18 protein-coding genes are annotated in these 21,742 nt (G+C 45.8%); 5 read left to right on the top strand and 13 right to left on the bottom strand.

The features are described from left to right. Positions 1-98: 98 nt before the first annotated feature. Positions 99-1,538 (top strand): oxygen-independent coproporphyrinogen III oxidase, encoded by a 1,440-nt coding sequence (gene hemN / locus ACZ5XY_RS06000; RefSeq protein WP_464743791.1) that lies wholly within the window; start codon positions 99-101, stop codon positions 1,536-1,538. A gap of 106 nt (positions 1,539-1,644) precedes the next feature. Here the strand turns inward: hemN and ACZ5XY_RS05995 are convergent, their stop codons facing one another. From ACZ5XY_RS05995 to ACZ5XY_RS05980, 4 genes are all read right to left on the bottom strand, one after another. Next, on the bottom strand, positions 1,645-3,045 hold the full coding sequence (locus tag ACZ5XY_RS05995; protein ID WP_464739889.1) for an esterase-like activity of phytase family protein: 1,401 nt from the start codon (positions 3,043-3,045) through the stop codon (positions 1,645-1,647). 78 nt (positions 3,046-3,123) lie between these two features. Continuing rightward, complete coding sequence (locus tag ACZ5XY_RS05990; RefSeq protein WP_464739887.1) at positions 3,124-3,981, bottom strand: SPFH domain-containing protein; 858 nt, start codon at positions 3,979-3,981, stop codon at positions 3,124-3,126. Positions 3,982-4,059: 78 nt separating this feature from the next. Continuing rightward, a complete protein-coding gene (locus ACZ5XY_RS05985) occupies positions 4,060-4,542 on the bottom strand; it encodes an NfeD family protein (RefSeq protein ID WP_464743789.1) in 483 nt (160 codons plus the stop codon). A gap of 238 nt (positions 4,543-4,780) precedes the next feature. Further along, entirely contained in the window at positions 4,781-5,308 is a 528-nt protein-coding gene (locus ACZ5XY_RS05980) for a porin family protein (protein WP_464739885.1), read from the bottom strand. Positions 5,309-5,714: 406 nt separating this feature from the next. On the opposite strand from ACZ5XY_RS05980, the gene ACZ5XY_RS05975 reads away from it, so the two are divergent. Continuing rightward, positions 5,715-6,935, top strand: coding sequence for an 8-amino-7-oxononanoate synthase (locus tag ACZ5XY_RS05975; protein WP_464739883.1), 1,221 nt, complete (start codon positions 5,715-5,717; stop codon positions 6,933-6,935). 72 nt (positions 6,936-7,007) lie between these two features. After that, complete coding sequence (locus ACZ5XY_RS05970; protein WP_464739881.1) at positions 7,008-7,787, top strand: methyltransferase domain-containing protein; 780 nt, start codon at positions 7,008-7,010, stop codon at positions 7,785-7,787. Positions 7,788-7,877: 90 nt separating this feature from the next. On the opposite strand, the gene dnaK is transcribed toward ACZ5XY_RS05970, so the two are convergent. Both dnaK and grpE read right to left on the bottom strand, forming a co-directional pair. Next, positions 7,878-9,836: a molecular chaperone DnaK gene (gene dnaK / locus ACZ5XY_RS05965; RefSeq protein ID WP_464739879.1), complete on the bottom strand. Its 1,959-nt coding sequence runs from the start codon at positions 9,834-9,836 to the stop codon at positions 7,878-7,880. 312 nt (positions 9,837-10,148) lie between these two features. Continuing rightward, positions 10,149-10,754, bottom strand: coding sequence for a nucleotide exchange factor GrpE (gene grpE / locus ACZ5XY_RS05960; RefSeq protein ID WP_464739877.1), 606 nt, complete (start codon positions 10,752-10,754; stop codon positions 10,149-10,151). Between the two features lie 438 nt (positions 10,755-11,192). Here grpE and ACZ5XY_RS05955 point away from each other — a divergent pair, with 438 nt between their 5' ends. Together ACZ5XY_RS05955 and ACZ5XY_RS05950 are read left to right on the top strand one after the other, a co-directional pair. Further along, complete coding sequence (locus ACZ5XY_RS05955; RefSeq protein WP_464739875.1) at positions 11,193-12,671, top strand: alpha/beta hydrolase; 1,479 nt, start codon at positions 11,193-11,195, stop codon at positions 12,669-12,671. 151 nt (positions 12,672-12,822) lie between these two features. Beyond that, positions 12,823-13,005 (top strand): hypothetical protein, encoded by a 183-nt coding sequence (locus ACZ5XY_RS05950; protein ID WP_464739873.1) that lies wholly within the window; start codon positions 12,823-12,825, stop codon positions 13,003-13,005. Positions 13,006-13,236: 231 nt separating this feature from the next. On the opposite strand, the gene ACZ5XY_RS05945 is transcribed toward ACZ5XY_RS05950, so the two are convergent. From ACZ5XY_RS05945 to rsmB, 7 genes are all read right to left on the bottom strand, one after another. Next, positions 13,237-14,334 (bottom strand): metallophosphoesterase, encoded by a 1,098-nt coding sequence (locus ACZ5XY_RS05945; RefSeq protein ID WP_464739871.1) that lies wholly within the window; start codon positions 14,332-14,334, stop codon positions 13,237-13,239. A gap of 38 nt (positions 14,335-14,372) precedes the next feature. Next, entirely contained in the window at positions 14,373-15,341 is a 969-nt protein-coding gene (locus ACZ5XY_RS05940) for a TIGR01777 family oxidoreductase (protein ID WP_464739869.1), read from the bottom strand. Between the two features lie 111 nt (positions 15,342-15,452). Next, positions 15,453-16,112, bottom strand: coding sequence for a Sua5/YciO/YrdC/YwlC family protein (locus ACZ5XY_RS05935; protein WP_464739867.1), 660 nt, complete (start codon positions 16,110-16,112; stop codon positions 15,453-15,455). A 37-nt stretch (positions 16,113-16,149) separates the two neighbouring features. Beyond that, entirely contained in the window at positions 16,150-17,364 is a 1,215-nt protein-coding gene (dprA, locus tag ACZ5XY_RS05930) for a DNA-processing protein DprA (RefSeq protein WP_464739865.1), read from the bottom strand. 15 nt (positions 17,365-17,379) lie between these two features. Then, on the bottom strand, positions 17,380-18,477 hold the full coding sequence (locus ACZ5XY_RS05925; protein ID WP_464739863.1) for a LysM peptidoglycan-binding domain-containing protein: 1,098 nt from the start codon (positions 18,475-18,477) through the stop codon (positions 17,380-17,382). A 272-nt stretch (positions 18,478-18,749) separates the two neighbouring features. Further along, positions 18,750-20,177, bottom strand: a complete 1,428-nt coding sequence (gene thrC, locus ACZ5XY_RS05920) for a threonine synthase (RefSeq protein ID WP_464739861.1) — start codon at positions 20,175-20,177, stop codon at positions 18,750-18,752. Between the two features lie 59 nt (positions 20,178-20,236). Beyond that, positions 20,237-21,709: a 16S rRNA (cytosine(967)-C(5))-methyltransferase RsmB gene (gene rsmB / locus ACZ5XY_RS05915; RefSeq protein WP_464739859.1), complete on the bottom strand. Its 1,473-nt coding sequence runs from the start codon at positions 21,707-21,709 to the stop codon at positions 20,237-20,239. Positions 21,710-21,742: the final 33 nt, after the last annotated feature.

The raw sequence follows: 21,742 nt of genomic DNA, 5'->3' as shown, positions 1-21,742 counted from the left end.
CTACCCCAAATCTTGATGCTCAAGACTTTTCGCCGCAAGAGATGCCAACGACCACAAGACCTATCGAGGATTTGCTGCAGCGCCAAAGCCCGTATGCGATGATTGAGGGCAGCCTTGGCAGCAAAAAACTGCCCAAATTTGACGAAGCCCTCATCCAAAAATACAACCGCTCGGGACCAAGGTACACCTCCTACCCGACCGCGCTTGAATTTGCGCCGATTCCTGACGGGGTGGAAGTCAAAATTTTAAAACAGCGTGAAACTGCGGTGCCATTATCGCTTTATTTTCATATTCCCTTTTGCCGCCACCTTTGCTATTACTGTGCTTGCAATAAAATCATCACCAAAAAAAATAGTGACTCCGGCGATTATTTGCAGTATTTAATGAGCGAAATTACCGCCAAACATAAACTGCTTGCCAACGCGGCAAATCAGTATAAGCCGTTTGTAAAACAGCTGCATTTTGGCGGTGGCACGCCAACTTTTTTACAAGATGAAGAACTCATTCAGCTTTGGCAGTTTTTGCAAGGTAAGTTTGAGTTTGCCCCAGAGAGCGAGGGCGATTATTCCATCGAAATCGACCCGCGTGAGCTTGGTGAAAATACGCTAGCAACTTTACGAAATCTTGGCTTTAACCGAATCAGCTTGGGCGTTCAGGATTTGGACAATCAAGTTCAAATTGCGGTCAACCGCGTTCACGATGCCGAGCTTATCAATAATATCCTGACCGAAGCTCGCGAATTGGGCTTTCACTCCATCAATTTAGATTTGATTTATGGCTTGCCGCACCAAACGCCTGAAAGCTTTGCCAAAACCGTTGAACAAATCCTTGCCATGAGTCCTGACCGCTTATCGGTATTTAACTACGCACATTTACCTGAGCGCTTTAAAGCTCAGCGGCAAATTAAAGATGAGGATTTGCCAACGCCAAGCGAAAAGCTTGCGATTTTAGGAAATACCATCAATACCTTAACCGATGCCGGTTATCAATATATTGGCATTGACCACTTTGCCAAACCTGACGATGAACTGGCAATTGCTCAGCGCGAAGGCAAGCTGCACCGTAACTTTCAAGGTTATACCATCATGAGCGATTGCGATTTGGTCGGTTTTGGGGTGTCGGCAATCAGCCAAATCAGCAACGCCACCAGCCGTTATATGTTGCAAAACGCCACCGATTTACAAGATTATGAAAACAGCGTGATTGCCGCAAAAAACAATCCGGCGACGCTTACCGCGGTTAAATATATCAAAACGTCAATTAAAGACCGCCTTCGCGAGTATGTGATTATGAACTTACTTTGCCATGATTACCTTGATTTTAAAGACGTCAATCAAAAATTTGGCATCGATGCGGTCACGTATTTTATCGATGAAATCGGGCAGCTTGGTCAAATGCAAGCGGATAAACTCATTGATATGGACGCCGCCGGCATCCGAATTTTACCCAAAGGTCGCCTGCTGGGTCGCAACGTGGCGATGGTTTTTGATGAATATTTGGGTAAAAAGCACCATCACCGCTTTTCGAAGGTGATTTAGGGCTCTCCGGCGTCAAATCACTAGCGATGACGCTATTAATCTATTCAACCTAGAGCGTTTTTGAACGAAATTGATTTATGAACGGTGTTACTTTTATGGTTTGGCGCTATAACATGGGGTTCACAAGGTATAACCGATTGCCATCGGTAATGGTTTTATCGTTATCTAAATATTTTTGCTCAAGGGCAATACGACCATCGGGCAAAGTGACATCGGTAATGCCAAAATCATCATCATTTAACAGCCCAAGCGAGCCATCACGGCGCAGCCAAAGCCCCTCAAGCTTGTCATGAGGATAATCAAGCTCGGCTATGACATCGACCGCTAAGGTTTTGGTGACAGGACAAATCTCCATCGCCATAAACTCTTGCCAGCAGCTGTCATCTTTACTTGTAAATTGCTCAAGCGTTTGATTGTCAATTAATAGTCCTAAATAGTCATCTTGGGAGATTTTTTGAAGGTTTGTACTATTTGAAAACTTTGTAATATCAGTTATATCTGTGGCTTGCAAAATATTGATTTTATAAATATGTTTTTGTACCGAATGCTCTTGCAAGGGGAATTTGCGGTCATGCTCAATCACATAAAATTCATGACCGCTGATGGCTTCAATCCCTGAGGTGACGTTTTGAGCGCGGTTTAGTCGGTACAAATACTGCGCTATTTTGCCCGTCATGAGATTGACAGTCACAATCCGCGCCAAACTCGACTGCCGCGCCGCCTTATCGGGATTGTCCATGGCGGATTCCATAATCCCCACCAAAGTAGTTTGGTCGGGGGTAATGGTCAGCGCTTCCATACCGCGATTGGCACGGCGATGGGCAAATTCTAATGGCAGAAGTAGCGTTTTGCCGCCTACGTCAACTGTATTTCGAGCATCAGCGGCAAACGGGTTAATGCGCTCAATCTCCATGCCCTCATGGTCAAAATGCACTAGGTGCGGACCATATTCGTCGCTGATCCAAAAGCTGCCGTCAGCAAGCGCTGCCAAGCCTTCAGGGTCAAGACCGTTTAAATCGGTTTTAAGCGGGTTGCTGACGTCATCAAAGGGCAGGTCAGGATTCATGGTCATCGCAAAACCTTGGGCATTGTAAGCCACCTCATTGGTGCCGCCAAGCGCCTTTGGGTTGGGAAGCCCTGAGATGGGGCAACCGGTTTTGTCTTTGAGTAAAATTTCCTTAATTTTAATAATTTGACCGTCAGGCTTTAATTCAAACAGCCCAATTCTTGGGGTAAATTCGGGCAATAAAAAACGCTTTCCTGCGCCAAAAGCGCCGTCAAAATCGGCGTTAGGGCCGCGATCGGTCAGGGCGTAAAACTGATTGGGCTGATGCGGGTGAGCGGCGGCATCTGAGCCAAAACCGCCAAGGCGAATCTTCACCGGCGCCTCATGAGGATTGGCATCATCAAGGTTATGAATGATGGATTCAAATGGCAAAGCAGAACCTTGAACAAAGCTGCTTAGCGGTATTAATTTATCATTTCCTATCTCATCATTTTCTATCACCAAAAATACCCCCAACTATTTGCGTAATTTTTTGCTTGAAGTCGCGGCTTAAAATTACGCTAAAGCAAAATTAAACCATTAGCTTTTAAATTTATCGCCCACGATGCCTTTAACGGTGTTTAAAATATCTGCCGGCAAGACCACCATTTTTGAGTTGTCCGACTCCGCTAAATTGTTCATGGCTTTAATATATTGCTCGCCAAGCAAATAAATGACCGGCATTTCTTCTTCACCTAACGCTTCGGTAATCAAGCGAATCGATTCTTCAGAGCCTTTTGCCAAGACCACTTGCGCTTCAGCATCGCGGCGTGAGGCTTCAAGCCTGCCATCAGCCTCCAAAATTGCGGCTTGCTTTTGACCATCGGCGCGGGTCACGATGGCTCGGCGTTGGCGCTCGGCGGCGGCTTGCTCTTCCATTGCCATTTGCATGGTCGATGAGGGTTTAATGTCTTGAATTTCAACGGTTTTTAAGGTAATTCCCCAATCAGAAATATCATCTGAAATGGCATGTTTTAACTGAGCTTTAATTTGGTCGCGGCTCGATAACGCACTGTCCAAATCCATCTCACCGATGATCGATCGCAAGGAGGTTTGCACCAAATTGCGAATGCCATATTCATAATCTTCAATGCCATAAACGGCGCGCTCAGGGTGGACAATGTTAATATAAGCCACCGCGTTGGCAATAATGACCACGTTGTCACGGGTAATAACTTCTTGAGAGGGGATATCAAGAACGATATCTTTGGTGGTGACTTTATACGACACCGTATCGACATAAGGAATGATAATGTTAAGCCCCGGCTCAAGCGTTTGATGGTATTTGCCAAGGCGCTGAATGATCCATTTATGACCTTGCGGGACGATGCGAACGCCTTTAAAAATGGTAAACACCACCAACAGCACCAACACCAAAATCACGATGCTTAAACTCATAATCTCTTCCTTAACGGTATTAATTTTTATAAATATAGGTTGTAAACTTGGGGTCAGGCTGACACAGCAAGCCAGTTGTCAGTGATCAGGCAAAACTTGCTCATCTAAACGCTTCGCAGGAGCGACAATCAATTCGTTACCGCTGATATCGACCACAACAACGCGGTCACCAACTTCCACCGCCTCATCGCGCGTCCGGCAAAGCCACTCATCTGCGCCCACAATCGGTACACTAAAGCGCACCCGACCAAGTTGGCTGCCTTGCGGCTTGACAATAATCATCCCCGTTTCACCGATAATGACGCTGCCGCCAAGCCCTGCTTTGGTGCGGTCAACGGATAACGGCTTAATATATTTAAACCAAGCAATCATAAACACGACGGATAAAGCCAGCCAAATCAGCACTTGCCATAATATAGAAATCGGCAGCAGCCAAGCTAGGGCAGCCACGATGACCGCTGCCGCCCCAAACCAAATACTGGCAAATGTTGGAATAAACATCTCTACAATAGCAAGAACCAGTCCCAGAACCAACCAATGCCAAGGCTCAACCGCGAACATCCAATCCATCCTTGCCCCTTTTACTTGTTTTCAGCCCTTATGAGCAAAATTTTAGATTTTGATTCTCATTTATCAGTAATGTAGCATACTTTTGTTAAGATTAGCGCTACAAAAACTGAGTCTTTTCAAAAACATAAGCTGGTCGTAGCGATTTTTAACGCCAAAAAAAACGACCACCTTAGTGATCGCTTTTTATTTGGCAGATTTTGCTGTTAATTCTGTTTTCTAAAAGTCATTTTTAGAATTTTAGATTAGCGCCAATGGTCATTAAGTCAACATCACTATTAAGACGGTCATACTCAGCTTCGATACCAAAGTTTGGATTAACATTGTACCCAAGTCCTACACCGCCTGCTAGGCTAGTTTTACTACGGTCTACAATAGGTAGCGCACCAGAGCTTTTTACCTTCGTTTCTGCCAGACCAAGTTTACCTTTGGCATAAAGTCCGGTATTCGGGAAACCGTAGCGGTACGTACCGTAAGCGCCGTAAGTTTTGGCACTGATATCCCCTGTATTGTAATTGGCATCGTCTGAACCTACGTACTCAGCTTCCATACCGAAGTTTGGATCAAAGTTGTAGCCGGCAACAACACCATAAGCAGTTGGATCTTTTGCACCACTTTCACCAAGGTCAAACTTACCTACTTTTGCGCCAACATAAGGCTGACCGGTATAACCACTGCCATAAGAGACGGCTGCTTGAGCGCCTACACTAAGTAACGAGCCAGCTGCAAGAGCAAGTAGGGTTTTTTGTAGCGTTTTCATCGTCATCTCCTTAAAATCACTTTTACAAACAAGTTATTTATTTAGTTGGAAGTGTCCAAGATTGATAAATTGCTTTTTATCAAACCATCGCCTTGTTTGCTAACGATGAGTATATAGTAACAAATCATGTCGTTTTCTCTGTCAGAGTTTGATAGGTCGGAAGTTATTTTTTGCTATCATTTGTCATCTGCAAAGTTACAAACTGCTTTCTATGAAAACTTTTGTTACAATTAGCGCTTTTTAGCAATAATTGAGGCAATAAACAATTTGCCCATTTGAAAAAATCGTTTGCTTAATAACTTTGACTATAATAAGCGCACTGCCCCATAAACTGCCTTTGTTGTTCGCTATGTGATTAAAAGTGAACCACAGTAATGATCTTAACCCTCGGGTCAAGGAACGCCTAATGACTTTCATGACTGCTTTGCCATCCATGCTGACAGAATTAAAAAATAAGCAGCAATATCGTCAGCTGTCGCCGCTGCCACAGCAAGGGCGCTACCTTATTGACCCTCAGCAACCTTTATTAAATATCGCCAGTAATGACTACTTAGGGCTGTCAACCAACCGTGAGTTACAAGGCGAGTTTTTCGCCAAGCTGAGGCAACATCCTGATGATCTGCCAAAAATGAGCGCGGTATCTTCAAGGCTCATTACCGGCAACAGTGACGAGCTGCAACAGCTTGAGGCGGATTTAGAAGCTTGGTACTCCTCAGCCTTAAATAACCATTCGGCTCAAAATAAACAAGCAGCGCTGGTCATTAATAGCGGCTATCATGCCAATCTTGGCATTTTGCCGGCGCTGACCACCATGGCTATACCCACGCTGATTTTGGCGGACAAATTGGTTCATGCCAGCCTTATTGATGGGATAAAATTAAGCCAAAGTCGGCATTGCAGCTATCGGCGCTACCGGCATAACGATTATGAGCAGCTCAAAATGATGGTCGCGCAATCGGACGCTGAGCGCATCATTATCGTCACCGAAAGCATTTTTAGTATGGACGGCGATTGCGCCGATTTGCCCAAGCTTGCTGCCATTAAAGCGAGTGATCCGCGCGTTGAGCTTTATGTCGATGAGGCGCATGCGGTAGGCGTTTTAGGTAATCAAGGCTTGGGGCTTTCGGAGTTGTCCGGAACGCTTACCGATATTGACTATTTGGTGGGAACGTTTGGCAAAGCCTTTGCCTCGGTTGGCGCTTATATCTTTTGTGATGATCTTATTAAGGATTGGCTCGTCAATCAGATGCGACCGCTGATTTTTAGCACGGCGCTACCACCGATAAATCATGCTTGGTCGCGATTTATTTTGGCAAAAATGCCGGAATTTAGCGCAGCGCGTGAGTATTTGGCGCAACTCTCAAACGAGCTTTATCAAGTCATTGCCCCAATGAATGAACATAACGGCTTTGTCTTAGCGAATCAAAATACCCCAACGCCAATTATTCCTTATATTTTAGGAAGCAACGAGCGCGCGCTGCAAAAAGCAGAAGCGCTAAAAGCTGCCGGATTTTATGTTCAAGCGATTCGCCCGCCAACCGTTCCTATAAATACCGCAAGGCTAAGGCTGGTGATGAATGCAGCAATCACCAAAGACGAGCTTGCCAAACTCATTGCTGCCTTGTAGTGATTAACTTGTAGTTATCAGCAAAACTGCCACTGCCTATTTTATTGCTCACCTTTTTTAGTAGCCTTTGTCATGACCCAAACCCTCACCACGGCGCAGTTACGCAAACAAGCGATTGCTCAGCATTTTGCTGGTGCCGTTACTTATGATTGCCATGCCATTATTCAGCATGATATTTGCAAATTGCTGATTGATAAAATGGCGGCGACTCACCATTCAAAAACCCTTGAAATCGGCGCAGGAACAGGTCAGCTGACCAAGCTTTTGGCGCAACACTTGACTTGCCCTGACCTCATAATTAACGAGCTTGCTGATTGCCAACGCGGCGCTTTGCAAGCGATTTTACCAAACGCTACGGTCGTTATTGGCGACGCTGAAACGTTAGATTTTGGGCAAAATTTTAGCTTAATCATCAGCGCCAACGCCATTCAGTGGTTCGATAATCCGTTAAGCTTGGTTGAGTCGTCCTATTCAAGGCTAATTTCAAACGGTCAATTGCTGTTTAACACCTTCTCCCCTGAGCATTTTTTGCAAATCAAAGCGTTAACCGGTCAAGGTCTTCATTACCCAAGTCAAGATGATTGGCAAAATCGGCTCACTCAAGCCGGATTTACCCAAATTCAAATCTCCACCAAACGCTTTGATTTATCTTTTTCTGACCCGATGGCGGTACTAAAGCACATGAAATTGACCGGCGTTTCAACTAATTATTCGCAAAAAGCGTTCTTTTGGAACAAATCTCGCCTTTTTGACTTTCAAGCCCATTATCAACAGCAATTTTTTAATCCAAATAAGCCCTCAGAAGTCATCTTAACTTATGAGGCGCTCATCATCTCTGCCATAAAGCCTTAATTTATGAGATTAATAAGACGGCTTTAAAAATAGGCATAAAAAAACGCAACCATTAAGGCTGCGTTTTTTGTTGATTAACTCAACAACGACTTATTTTTTGTCGTCGTTAACTTCAGTAAATTCAGCATCGACCACGTCATCATCAGCTTGGCTTTGACCACCTTGCTGATTACGTCGCATTTCATCTGCTGCCTGTTGGAACTGGCTTGGGTCCATTCCGGCAGGTCCTGAATCGGTATCCGCGTAGATTTTTTGGCTTACCGGTAAAAAGGCATTGTCAAGCGCTTCAAGCTTGGCTTTAATCGCGTCATGGTCGTCTTCTTTAGTCGCCACTTCAAGCTCACTGATGGCAGCCTCAACCGCTGATTTTTCCTCACTTGATACTTTATCGGCGGCATCTTTAAGCGCTTTTTGAACCGCGTGGATTCGACCATCGGCTTCATTGCGAACTTGCGCAAGGTTAGCAAATTTCTCGTCTTCGGCGGCGTTGGCTTCAGCGTCGCGAACCATTTGTTCGATTTCTTCGTCCGAAAGTCCAGAGTCCGCTTTAATTTGGATACTTTGCGCTTTACCCGTACCTTTGTCTTTGGCGGAGATGTTCATGATACCATCAGCGTTAATGTCAAAGGTAACTTCAATTTGCGGCATTCCGCGTGGCGCTGGTGGAATGTCGGTCAAGTCAAAGCGACCAAGCAATTTGTTTTGGCTTGCCATTTTGCGCTCGCCTTGGTAAACCTGAATGGTCACCGCCGGCTGATTGTCTTCAGCGGTTGAGAACACTTGTGATTTTTTGGTTGGAATCATGGTGTTCTTTTCAATGATTGGCGTTAACACGCCGCCCATGGTTTCAATTCCCAAGGTCAATGGAGTCACATCAAGGAGTAAGACGTCAGTTTTGTCACCTGACAATACGGCGCCTTGAATTGCTGCCCCTACGGCAACTGCTTCATCAGGGTTCACGTCTTTTCTTGGCTCTTGACCAAAGAACTCTTGAACTTTTTGCTGAACCAGTGGCATCCGAGTTTGACCACCCACCAAAATCACATCGTTCACATCAGAAGCTTTAAGACCTGCGTCCTCTAAAGCAATTCGGCAAGGCTCCATCGTGCGCTGAACCAACTCTTCGGTCAAGCTTTCAAGTTTTGAGCGGCTGATGGTCACCACCAAATGCTTAGGTCCTGAGCTGTCTGCGGTGATATAAGGCAAGTTGACTTCGGTGCTTTGGGCGCTTGACAGCTCAATCTTAGCTTTTTCAGCCGCTTCTTTTAGGCGCTGCATGGCAAGTGAGTCGCCTTTTAGGTTCACGTCTTGGTCTTTTTTGAACTCGTTAACTAAGTAATCAATCAACGCCAAATCAAAATCTTCACCACCTAGGAACGTATCGCCGTTGGTTGCCAATACTTCAAACTGCTGCTCGCCATCAACGTCAGCAATCTCAATGATGGACACGTCAAAGGTTCCGCCGCCTAAGTCATAAACCGCAACAACGCTGTCGCCTTTTTTCTTGTCCATACCATAAGCAAGGGCAGCCGCCGTTGGCTCGTTAATGATGCGCTTGACATCAAGACCGGCAATTTTACCCGCGTCTTTGGTCGCTTGGCGCTGTGAGTCGTTAAAATAAGCAGGAACCGTGATGACCGCTTCGGTCACGCTTTCGCCAAGATAATCTTCAGCGGTTTTTTTCATTTTTTTCAAGATTTCAGCAGAAACCTGTGGTGGGGCGAGTTTTTTGCCGTTGATTTCGACCCAAGCATCGCCATTGTCGGCTTTGGCAATTTTATAAGGCACCATGCCGATGTCTTTTTGAACGACTTTGTCATCAAAACGGCGACCGATGAGGCGCTTAATGGCAAATAAAGTGTTGGTTGGGTTGGTGACGGCTTGGCGTTTTGCGGATTGACCGACCAAAATCTCATCGTCTTTATAAGCCACAATCGACGGCGTGGTGCGCGTACCTTCGGCGTTCTCAATGACGCGAACGCTGTCGCCTTCCATGACTGCCACGCAAGAGTTGGTGGTTCCTAAGTCAATTCCAATTACCTTTCCCATTATTTTTCTCCAATGTTGTTATTGCTGAATGATTTTTAGCAAAATATGGCGCTCAATAATAATTGTGCCGCAAGCAGTTAGACCGGATTTGAAGTTACCTGTCTTGCTGCGGCTGAATCTGCAATAGATAATCTTGAACGCTGACTTGCTGCTTTATATCGGTTTTCTTACGCTAATTTTCAAGGCATCCAAACGGCAAATTTTCAATTTAATGTGAAGTTTTGTGAAAATCCGCACTGTTTTTAAGGAATAGGTTTTTAAATATTAATTTTAAAGGGGCTCATTAAAAGCCCATTCCCATGCCAAGCGTCATTATTGACCAACGCGAACCATAGCAGGGCGCAGCAAGCGACCGTTTAGGCTATAGCCTTTTTGCAATACCTCGCCCACAGTATTGGCAGCCGCTTCGGTATCAATGCCCACCGCTTCATGAAAATCTGCGTTAAAGTCCTCGCCTTTGGGGTCGATGACCTCAATACCGTTTTTGTTCAACACATTTAATAAGGCTTTGTGGGTAAGTTTGACCCCTTCGGTGACCGCATCGTCTTCTTGACCATTTTCGATGGCGCGCTCAAGGTTATCAACAACCTCAAGCAGCTCTTTGGCAAATTTTTGCAAGGCAAATTTTTTGCTTTTATCGGCTTCTTGTTCCATGCGTTTTTGGGCGTTGTAAGCTTCAGCATTGGCGCGGGCGGTTTGCTCTTTGGCTTGTTTGACCTCGCCTTCAAGCTCGGCTATGCGCTCATGAAAGGCATCTAAGTCAATTTCACTTTTGATGGTCTCAAAGTCGCCATCATTGGCTTTGGGGTCAAATTCTTCAATGGCTTCCTCAAGAACGCTGTCTTCGCGCTCGATGTTGCTTTGCGCAGCTTTTGGGTCTTTGGTATCAAACTTATGGTTTGGGGCCTGCTCGCTCATGATATCTCCTTTATTGTTATGGTAAGGCAGTGCTACCTTAAAAGTTGCAACTCAGGTTTTATGAATATTTTGCAATAAATTTAGGTCTTTATAAGGTCAGGCAACTGGCAGTTGTGGGCACTGACGCTAGCCGGTTGGCAATAGCTGATTGATAAAGGTTATGGCGGCTTATTTCAAGCCTTAACGGCGCAATTTTTTGCAATTACCGCCCGCAGTTACCGATTTTGCACCAAAGCTGACCAAACTTGACTTAATTCTTAGGAGGGAAACTTCTAGAATAATAGTCATAACAGCAGGCTTTAATAACTATAATTATTTTATTAATAAATCTTAATAATATATTAAAAACAAGGGCTTACTTAACAAGATTTTGAATTACGGCTTGCCGTAGGCGGCGCTAACTAACCGGTTTAGCGGCAGCGTTAAAAGGAGGCAACGATGAGCCAGACCCTAAAATGGCAGCTTGAAAATAAACTGCTCAAAGCGCTTCGCGATGCAGGACTTTCTTTGATAAAAAAGGCTGTTGATACCAGTGTTCAGCAGTATAAGCAGCAACGCTACCGCAAGCGTCGATTTAAGCACGGCGCTCATACTGCCAAATTTGCTTCGGCAACCCCCACCTCTACGCCGCCGCGAACCTTAAAACACATTGATGAGCTTGCTCACTCTTATGTCAATCTTTATCAAAGCCATACGTTACACTTTGCGCTAAAAGCTATTAGTTTTTTGCCAGACGCGGTTATTGAACGTATCAATTGGCAAATCGATGCGCCAAAAGCTCAAGACTACCCCACCGCTGATGCTTTTTTGCGCTTGATTATCGGGTTTAATCGCAAAATTCGCCAACCGCTGACCACCGCCCACATGGAAGCATTCCGGCAGCGCTTTTCAGCGTATGTGGTGTCGCTACAATCCCCCATCGTTTGGCAGCACGAGCACCCGCTTGCCGCGCTTGGCTTAGCCCAATTTTTGTCTTTGTCCAAACCACAAGCGGTCACTTGGGGCGATAGAATCATTCAAAATGCCGATGGCGGCGACATGCGGCTGCGCTGTTATCAACCAGCGACAAGTCAGCAAACCTTTAATCCGATTATCCTTTATTTTCATGGCGGCGGCTTTTGTATCGGCGATTTAGATACCCATCACGAGTTTTGCTACCATCTTTGCGCCAAATCCGGCTGGCAGGTGGTGAGCGTTGATTATCGCTTAGCGCCTGAGTTTCCGGCGCCTGTTGCCCTAAAAGATTGCCTTGCCGCTTACGCTTGGTTGTCGCAGCATGCTAAAGACTTTGGCGTTTTTAACGACCATATCATTGTGGCAGGTGACAGCGCCGGTGGTTGCTTGGCAGCTTTAGTGGCTCAACAATTAAGCCAATCTAAAAGCTTTGAGACGCGGGATAAAAGCGCTCAGGAGCAAAGCTTACAAGACGAGGACATCAATACCCAAATTTTCCGGCAAGTGGCAGGACTTGCGCCGCCAATTGCTCAGTTGACCTTGTATCCGGTGACCGACACCAAAACCGACTACCCCAGTTGGGACCTTTACAGCAAAGGATTGCTGCTCAATTATGAGGACATTTTGGTTTTTGACTCCGCTTATATCCAAAAAAGTAATTTGCAGCGCAATGATGCGCTCATTTCCCCCATGGCAGGCAACAATTCCAAGCTTTGTCCGAGTTTTATAGTGGCAGCTGAGTTTGATATGCTTCGCGATGAAGCCATCGCTTACGCCGAGCAACTTAAAGAGTTTGGTATCAACACTCAGCTGCTGGTGGTTAAAGGCGCGCCGCATGGCTTTGTTCATTTGGCAAGCGTCCATGGGGGACTTCATGTCCAAACCTGCGCTGCCATCGATGACTTTATTGATTTTGTTTATGATTTACCTAATGTTGACTTTAAAAATGAGCCGATGATTTAAAATCATTGGGGCTTAATTTTACGACGAGTGGCATAATTTTTTAACCCAACTGGCTATTAAAAAAGGATTGATTTTGCTACATTAAACAAAAGTACTGGCTTTTTAAGAATCAGTTTTTATCGACTATCTTTAATGATTTAAGAGAATTTCTATGGCTCAAACCAGTTATGACTTGCCGGTTGCTGACCAAAGCGCGGCGAAAGACTTGGTTGAGGCAACGAGCGATATTGCCGGCGTAAAATGGGTTAACGTCAACCTTGAAAAAGGCACGGTGGTGGTCACCCATAGCGATGACTTTGATGAAGCCAAGTTTAAATCTATCGCCGGACTTTAAGTGCTTCATTTAAGCCAAAACTATAAAAAATCGCTGATATAGTTAATCCAAAATAAGAGAGATACATTTTTTAGAAACGCTCAACTGGTATAAATTTTTTTTGCTTGCTGTTCGCAAGCTCACAGAGGCTACAAAAAATTCATCTCAGCATCGCTGTACTACTTTTGTGTGATATTAACTATAAAAGGCGGTTTTTTATGGTTTTAGTTTTTATTGGCTATAAATTTTGTTTTAAGCTTGAGCTACCGTGACAATCCAAATCTCCGAGCGCGTTCCTAAGCGAAACGGCAGCGCGCCAAAGCCAAACCCTGAGGTCACCAAAAACTGTGTGTCATAAAACTGCTGATGACCATAAGCAATGGGTAACATAAGCTCCATCAGCCAAGTTAATGGGAAAATCTGACCGCCATGCGTATGACCTGAAAAATGAACATCAACCGCATTTTCGCCAATCTCGATTACTGAGCTTGGGCTATGCTCTAAAAATATAATCGGTTTATTATCGCTAATACCGGCGAGTAAGTCTTTGGCACTGGGGCGGTTGGGGTCGGTTTCATCGGAGCGACCAACGAGACAAACTTCATTATTCAGCAGCACTTGTTGATTATCAATCACGGTAATTCCCGCATCTTTAACGGCGCGGGCAATGGCAACTTGATTTCCTGAATAGTCATGATTGCCAAGCACCGCAAATACCCCAAGCGGGGCTTTAATTTGGGAAAGCGCCGCTTGCATTTGGTATTTTTCAAAATAATAAGTGCTGTCATTCATGATATCGCCGGCAATGAGCACCGTATCCACCTGATGGTCATCAAGCATTTTTGCCAATTTTTTGAGCTGATGATTGCCAAACCAGCGCCCCAAATGGGTGTCAGAAACGAGGGCAATTTTTAGCGGCGCAGGCATGGGCTTGTCCACGTGAATGGTCAAATAACGCGGCGTTGGCGAATAAGCAGAAAATAACGCTGCCGCAACAATGGCAAGATAAACCGCAAGAAAGCTACCGCGAAGTAGCGGCGTTGACGCAAGCGTAAATTTAGTCTTATGATGCGTAAAGCGTTTTAATAACCAGACTCCCATCATGACTATTAAGGTGATAACAGCGGCATAACTCATAAAGCCTTGCAAAACGCTGATGACCAAATACACATGAAAGCGCTCACGCCAAAACTCGCTTAAGCCGTAAGCAAGCGCTAAATTGTTAGCCATAAATACGGCAATGAAACAAGACATGACCGCCGAGCGCCGCTTTAACCCAAGTAGCCAGCATAAAATAAGGCTGGTTGCAATTGCCAGCCCTTGGGTGATAAAAACAAATAACCAAGTCATAAGCGTTTCACGTGAAACTAAATAGGAAAATAGCTAAATTACGGGGAATCGGTGGCAAGCGCTTGCGCAATGGTTGGATGATGAAACTCAAACCCCGACTCAAGCAGCGCTTTTGGCAACACCTTTTGACCATCAAGCAAAAGCGTTGACATCTCGCCAAACATGGCTTTAAGTACCGGCGCAGGAACGCTCATGATGGTTGGGCGATGAACAAAATGACCAAGGGCTTGGGTAAATTCAAGGTTGGTCACAGGATTTGGCGCGGTAAAATTATAAACGGCAGCGTTAATGCTATTTCCGCTATCGCGCTCATTGTTGCCCACGATAAGATTTTTTTCGGCTAACTTTTGATGAATCAAGAATATTGCTGCGCGAACCCAATCCTCACGGCTAATCCAGCTCATGATTTGCGCCCCATCACCAAGTTTACCGCCAAGCCCCAGTTTAAATGGGGTCAACAAGCGCTTGACCATGCCGCCGTCTGGGTGAATCACAATTCCGGTGCGAACAATAGCGACAGGAACGCCAAACTCGGTCGCTTTGATGACAAGCTGCTCCCAATCGTCACAAAGCTTATGAGCAAAGTCTGGATTGGCAGGGCTTGCTTCATCAAGTGGGGTGTCGCCTTGAACGCCGTACCAACCGACCGCCGAGCCGCTTAACAGCAATTTGGGCTTAATGGTCGCCTTGGCAATAAATTCTAAAATCGCCTCGGTCGGCTTAATTCGGCTTGCCATAAGTTCTTCTTTGCGAGCGTCACTCCAGCGCGAATCGGCAATGCCCGCCCCCGCCAAATTCACAATCACATCAAACGCCATGGCATCATCAAAGCGCTGAACCAAGTCATCATAAGTAATGATGTCGATGTCGTTATCGTGATTTTGATTGGCGTTTCGCGACAGCCAAGTGATTTTAATGCCGTCATTTTGCAGTCGCGCTTGGTTAAGAAGCGCCCGACTTAACGCTCGCCCTAAAAATCCGCTACCACCGCTGATTAATACGTTCATGGCTGTCATCCTTATTTGGCTAAGCAATTGTTTTTATTGTTATCTTTTAGGATAAAAAAGACAGTTTCACAAATTTTTTAACCAAATTACAAGAGGACAATTGTAGATATTTTAGCGAATCAATGCCCCGCTAATGGCATCGCGAATTTGGCTTGGTAGCTGGTAATTTAAAGTATTCCCTGCTAAATAAGCGACCTTTTGCGCTGTATTTGGCGGATTAAAGTAGCTAAGAGCGTCCTCTAAATTGAGCGCGGGCGGCTGACCGGTTAAGTTACAACTGGTCGAAACCAAAAAACCAAACGGGTTGGTATCACTGACCAACTCGGCGCAAAGCTGTTGAATTTTAGGGTGCTGAATCACGCGGATGGCAAGGCTTTGGTGGCTTCCTGTGACCCAATTGGGGATTGTTTGCTTAAGATTTGGCGGCATAGGAAGCAGCCACGTTTTTGCTTGCTTTTGGTTGAAATCGGCGTTCGGATTGGGCTGCCAACTGTGAACCACTTGTTCACGTTGAGCCTTGCTTAAAACGGCTAAAAATGGCTCAATCCTTATAATACTGTCGGTCACCACAATCAAGCCTTTTGCCATAGGTCGCTGTTTGAGGGCAAGCAACGCTTGAGTGGCGGTTTGGTTAAACGGGTCGCAGCCAATGCCCCAAACGCTTTCAGTAGGATAAGCTAATAATTGACCATTTTTTAGCCAAGTAGCGGCTTGGGAAACGTTGTCAGTGACCCAAGGTCGGTCGGTAAAATTGGTGGTTAAAAAAGTCATGGCAAAACATCATCGTAAAAGAGTTATGATACCACGACTAAACGCGCAAATAACGACCGCCCTGCTCACGAATAATCCCTAACAGCTCAAGCTCCATCAATTGAGCAATAAGCTGCGGCGTGGTAACGTTGGTGGCGGCAACCAAGGCATCCAAATCTTGACCATGCCAATCAAGAACCTCATAAATGGGGTTAAGGTGGTCAGGGACGCTCAAACTTTGCGGAACGTCTTGTTTTACTTGATAGCTTATGCCTTGGGTTTTATTTGTGGTTTGGTTAAGGGTTGGGCGTTGTGGCGCAAGCGGTAACTCTTCATTATTTTGGTTAACTGCCGGCGCGACCGTGGTTGGCAGTTGCCAGCGGATATCCATCAAGACTTGGTCAGGGTGATAAATCAGCGTGGCGCCCTCGCGAATCAAATGATGGCAGCCCTCAGCATTCACATTGTCAATATGGCTTGGCACCGCAAAAACCTGCTTGCCCTGTTCAGAAGCCAATCTTGCGGTAATCAGCGAGCCACTTTTTAGCGCCGCTTCAGTGACGATGGTGGCAAGGCTAAGCCCTGCTACCAAGCGATTTCGGCGCGGAAAGGTGTGCCGCTGCGGCGGCGTTTTCGGCAGCAGCTCACTGATGATACAGCCGCCTTGGTCGATGATTTGCGCCATGAGTTGGTCGTGGTGATTGGGGTAACAAACGTCAATTCCCGTTCCCATGACGCCAACGGTTCGACCTTGATATTGTGGATTGTCCTGCGACAGCGCCCCTAAATGCGCGCGCTTGTCCACCCCCATGGCAAGACCACTGGTCACCACAAGTCCTGACTGCGCCAGATACTGTGCCAAATCAAAGGTTGTTTTTTGCGCGTGCGGGCTTGGCTTGCGACTGCCAACGATGGCAATTTGCGGCTCAGCCAAGCGCTTAATATTACCTTGATAAAACAGCAATGGCGGCGGGTCAAACAGCTCAGTTAAGCTTTCCGGAAAATCAGCACTATCGGCAAAAAGCAGCTGATACTGCTTTTGAGCTAAGCTTTTTTCTAGCGTTTCGATAAAGATAAGCGTTGCTGCATTATCTTGATGGCGTTCAATATGCAGCTTATGAATGCCAAGCTGCTGCCAGTCTGCCGAACTTGCCTGCCAAGCATTGACCGCGCCATCAAAACTTGCAATCAGTTTTTGATAAGCGCTCAGCGAACAGTTCACCTCAAACCAAAGCGCCAAGGCGGCGCGGTTGTGTTCTGTTATGATTGCCATTACTGCGGTTACCTCTTATAAATAAGGCGGCGGCAACAACTTATCGCCGACATTGAGCGGCAATTCAGACTCTAAAACATAAGCGTAGCTGATGTCATCAAAGGTGTTAAATACCATGACCATGCCGCTTTCTTCGCTTGGCAAGCGCACCGGCGTATCATTATCGCGGATATCACGAACCAGCGCGCCTTTTTGATAAACGGTTAACACATCCCCCGGTTTTGCGCCGTGACGACGACCTAAATTGATGGCAACCACACTGCCGCGAGCCGCTGAGCTGATCGAATCAAGTACTCGAACAATCATCCCACCGCGCGACACTTGCGCAGGGGCAGGATAAAATACCGGCGGGATGGCATGGTCTAATTCAACAAATACGCGGTCGCCTTCGCGAACTTCTTTACCGTAAGAACCGGTCAGCTGAAGGCTGGTTACCCCATCAGTATTGGCATCGGTCACAAGTCCGGTTGCCACTTGAGTGACCTCAAGACCGATGACGCGCTGAGTGGTCGGGTCAATATACGGCTGACCTTCGCGGTAAATGCCGTAGCGCTGACCGACAATCAGCGGAATGCCTTTGGCATAAACCTTATCGCCAGCGCCGGTGATTAAATTGCGATTTTTGGACGCTAAAATATACGGCGTGGTGTTAAAGTCCTTTGGATTTACAATGATGGTTTTATCGAGCCAATGCTGAATGGCTGACCACGGAATGGGCGGAATGCTGTTTGCCGAACTGGTCACCGCCACGGTTGTCGTGACCGCCGCTCCGGTTAATTGCGCCTCAACGCCGGCACAACCTTCACCGGTATCGACACCCACCAAGGTTTTTCCTTGAATCACACACAAAATCAGCACATCATTAGGATAAATTAAGTTGGGATTTTTAATTTGCTTATTGGTTGCCCAGATCTCTTTCCAGCGCCATGGGCTTTGCAAATAACGCCCTGAAATGTCCCAAAGCGTGTCACCTTTTTTCACGATGTAGCGGTTGGGCGCGTCGGCTTTAATCGTCGGCGGTGGATTGTTTGCTGACGCCGGATTCATGAAGAGGACACCGCCAACAAGCGTTGCCGCCAAAGCTTTGGTCAGCGTTGAGAAACGATTGGTCATTAGTCATTCCATCTAAGTGATTCAAGATTTGTTGCAAGCGCGCCGCCGCTTTTCGGGCATCGTGATAAAGCGTGGTGAGAACGGCTGAGTAGTTAGCGCGGCAAGCCATTAAGGGTAAAAAACGCAAAATTTTTGTTTGACTACCATAGCACAATATTAAACACTTTTTTACAAAAGCGTAACTTTTATTTGGAAATTTTTCATTACTCCAATAAAAAAGCCTTTTCGTTTCACGTGAAACGAAAAGGCTTTAGAATTTAGATAAGCAAATTTTAAGCGGTTGCTGAATTTGCTTTAACAAACTTTTTAATTTGTTCGGCAACTAAGCTTGCATCGTTGTCAAGAACGGTTACTTTTTGCGGTAAATCTTCTAAACCTTGAGTGTGCTCAGGTCGCGGCATGTCAACTTGACCAACAGCCTCAACAATCGTTTCGGCAAATTTGGCAGGAAGCGCCGTTTCTGCGCAAATAATGACCTCATTTGGCTGTTGCAGTTCGCGAGCCACTTTAACGCCATCAGCGGTGTGCGGGTCGATAAGCTCACCAAACTCGTCATAAACTGCCTTAATGGTATTGAGACGGTCTTGATGCGTCGATTTTCCAGCGGCAAAACCGTAACGCTCATTAATCACTTGTTTTAACTCGGCTAAATCAAAGCCTTGACCGGATTTGACCCCATCAAATAGCTCGCTCACGCGCTTGCTGTCTTTATCAAGCAGCAAATAAACAAAGCGCTCAAAGTTTGACGCTTTTGAGATGTCCATCGATGGGCTTGAGGTGACAAAAGTTTTGTCGGCGGTTCTTGGGTTATAAGCGCCTTGATTAAAAAAGTCGTTTAACACGTCGTTTTCGTTGGTGGCAACGATTAAGCGGTCAATCGGCAATCCCATTTCACGGGCGATGTGACCGGCGCAAATATTACCAAAGTTACCGGACGGCACACAAAAGCTCACGTGCTCACTGTTGCTATCTGTCACTGCAAAATAGGCTTTAAAATAATAAACGATTTGCGCCAAAATGCGACCCCAGTTGATGGAGTTGACCGTTCCTAAGTCGTAATCGGCTTTAAATTTGGCGTCTTGCTGCAAGGCTTTAACGATATCTTGGCAATCATCAAACATGCCCTCAACCGCGATATTATGAATGTTGTCATCCATCAGGCTATACATTTGCGCGCGCTGAAAGGCACTCATTTTGCCATTTGGGGACAACATAAAGACTTCGATATTGTCTTTACCGCGAAGGGCATATTCTGCTGCGCTGCCGGTATCGCCGCTGGTTGCGCCAATGATGGTCAAGCGAGCGCCTTTTTGTTTCAGCACATATTCAAAGGCATTTCCTAAAAACTGCATGGCAACGTCTTTAAAGGCAAGCGTTGGACCATTCGACAGCTCTAAAATATGCAAGTTATCACCCAGTTTTCGGGTCGGGACGATGTCTTTTGAGCCAAAAACTTCGGCAGTATAAGTTCGGTCTACAATATCTTTGAGATCGTCTTGGTCAATGTCGGTGGCAAACAGCGACATGATGGCAAATGCAAGCTCTGGGTAGCTGAGCTTTCGCCAATTGCTTAGCGTCGCGTCATCAATCTGCGGATAGGTTTCAGGAAGCATCAAGCCGCCATCGGGAGCAAGTCCCATCAAGAGCACGTCACTAAAATCCATCGGCTTAGTGTTACCGCGGGTACTGATATATTTCATAGTCATTCTCAGTAAAGTAAATTAGGAGTAAAAATAAAAGGTTGTCACGTTAATATAAATTAAGTTATCGCTTGTTTTTGCAATAAGGCAAAATAAAAGCCATCGCCGCCAAACTCATCAAGTGGCAAGCACTGACGACCAACGCTTTGCGCCAAACCAAAGCTACAATCGTCGGTAAACTCAATAGCAGTGGCATCTTGATGACGGACTAAAAACGACTGCATTTGTTTCACGTTTTCTTGCTTTAAAATTGAGCAAGTCACATAAAGCAAGACGCCGCCATTTTTTAATTGCAACCAAAGATTGTCCAAAATATTGGCTTGCAACTGAACAGTTTGGTTAACGTCATCCTCAACGCGCAATAGGCTGATATCCGGATGCCGGCGAATCACGCCTGTTGCGGTACATGGGGCATCCAGCAAAATCGCATCAAAGCCGCCATCGCTATCTTGAATATCTACTTGCCAAGTGGTGGCATCGGCGCAAATGTTTTGGACGTTAATTTTATCGAATTCAGTTAATTGCAAGCGCTTAAGGTTATCATCAACGCGATTTAGCCTTGTTGATTCATTGTCCAGTGCCCTAATCTCAATTTGTTTCACGTGAAACTTAGCGCTATCTTGGTTAAATAAATCAAGCCAATGCGCCAATTTTCCACCCGGCGCAGCGCAAGCATCAAGGAGTTGCAAGGTTTCCGAATCCCTTTTATTATCATCGATTACTGATAATAATGCATGATGAATGATTGGCGCGGCAAGCTGAGCATGGGCATCTTGAACACTAACTGCGCCCTCACTAAATTTCGGTAACGCGCTAACCGGAAGGCTGTTTGCTAATCGTAATGCTTCAATTTGCGCGCTGATTTTATTCGCAAGCCCTCTATTAGCAACGTTAAGACCCATAGTTTGGCAAACCGTTTCAAAGTCAATTCCGCTATCCGTCAGCGCTTTTTTATAATCATCCGCGCTGTCAACGACATTGTTTACTCGTAAAAACATCGGCGCAGCTTGGCGCAAACTTTGGGTCAGCTCATCATATTCAGCCGCCCAATCTTGCTTTAATTGATAAGCAAGCCAATTGGGCAGACTGTGATTTTTATCGGCTTTTTTGCGAATTTTATTGGGATTTTTAGCTACTTTTCGCAAAATGGCGTTGATTAGCCCCGCCGCTCTGTCGAACCCTAGCGCCTTGACTGCCTCGACCGTTTCATGAATCGCCGCATGGTCAGCTACCTGTAAATAAAGCAGCTGAGTTAAGCCCAATTGCAAAATAGTGCGAACTTCGATTTCATCAATTGGCTTGTCAGCCAAGCTGTCAATCAGCCGCGACTGAGCGTGCCAATGCCGAAGCGTGGTGAGCAGCAGCGCATGGGCAAAGCTTTTATCAGCGCTATTGACGCGCTCAAGCAAGCCATCGAGCAAGCTTGCAAGCGACTGACCGCGCTGAATGGCAATCAGCACCTCGGCCACTTGAGCTCGGGTGTTTTTTGAGTCCATTTTATTTTTTGAGGTCGTTTTTGGGCTTTGGGTCATAAGTTAGATTGTCTTTTTAAAAATTAATTTTCG

Source organism: Psychrobacter sp. GTC18467, from assembly GCF_055397455.1.
Note: the sequence above shows the minus strand (reverse complement) of the source record. Positions and strands in the feature narration are given on the sequence as shown.

Coding starts and splice junctions, on each gene's coding strand:
- dnaK (WP_464739879.1), bottom strand. CDS start 9,836: ATGGGAAAGGTAATTGGAATTGACTTAGGAACCACCAACTCTTGCGTG.
- ACZ5XY_RS05980 (WP_464739885.1), bottom strand. CDS start 5,308: ATGAAAACGCTACAAAAAACCCTACTTGCTCTTGCAGCTGGCTCGTTA.
- ACZ5XY_RS05950 (WP_464739873.1), top strand. CDS start 12,823: ATGGCTCAAACCAGTTATGACTTGCCGGTTGCTGACCAAAGCGCGGCG.
- ACZ5XY_RS05990 (WP_464739887.1), bottom strand. CDS start 3,981: ATGAGTTTAAGCATCGTGATTTTGGTGTTGGTGCTGTTGGTGGTGTTT.
- ACZ5XY_RS05955 (WP_464739875.1), top strand. CDS start 11,193: ATGAGCCAGACCCTAAAATGGCAGCTTGAAAATAAACTGCTCAAAGCG.
- dprA (WP_464739865.1), bottom strand. CDS start 17,364: ATGGCAATCATAACAGAACACAACCGCGCCGCCTTGGCGCTTTGGTTT.
- thrC (WP_464739861.1), bottom strand. CDS start 20,177: ATGAAATATATCAGTACCCGCGGTAACACTAAGCCGATGGATTTTAGT.
- ACZ5XY_RS05935 (WP_464739867.1), bottom strand. CDS start 16,112: ATGACTTTTTTAACCACCAATTTTACCGACCGACCTTGGGTCACTGAC.
- hemN (WP_464743791.1), top strand. CDS start 99: ATGATTGAGGGCAGCCTTGGCAGCAAAAAACTGCCCAAATTTGACGAA.
- ACZ5XY_RS05975 (WP_464739883.1), top strand. CDS start 5,715: ATGACTTTCATGACTGCTTTGCCATCCATGCTGACAGAATTAAAAAAT.
- grpE (WP_464739877.1), bottom strand. CDS start 10,754: ATGAGCGAGCAGGCCCCAAACCATAAGTTTGATACCAAAGACCCAAAA.
- rsmB (WP_464739859.1), bottom strand. CDS start 21,709: ATGACCCAAAGCCCAAAAACGACCTCAAAAAATAAAATGGACTCAAAA.
- ACZ5XY_RS05945 (WP_464739871.1), bottom strand. CDS start 14,334: ATGACTTGGTTATTTGTTTTTATCACCCAAGGGCTGGCAATTGCAACC.
- ACZ5XY_RS05970 (WP_464739881.1), top strand. CDS start 7,008: ATGACCCAAACCCTCACCACGGCGCAGTTACGCAAACAAGCGATTGCT.
- ACZ5XY_RS05925 (WP_464739863.1), bottom strand. CDS start 18,477: ATGACCAATCGTTTCTCAACGCTGACCAAAGCTTTGGCGGCAACGCTT.
- ACZ5XY_RS05985 (WP_464743789.1), bottom strand. CDS start 4,542: ATGTTCGCGGTTGAGCCTTGGCATTGGTTGGTTCTGGGACTGGTTCTT.
- ACZ5XY_RS05940 (WP_464739869.1), bottom strand. CDS start 15,341: ATGAACGTATTAATCAGCGGTGGTAGCGGATTTTTAGGGCGAGCGTTA.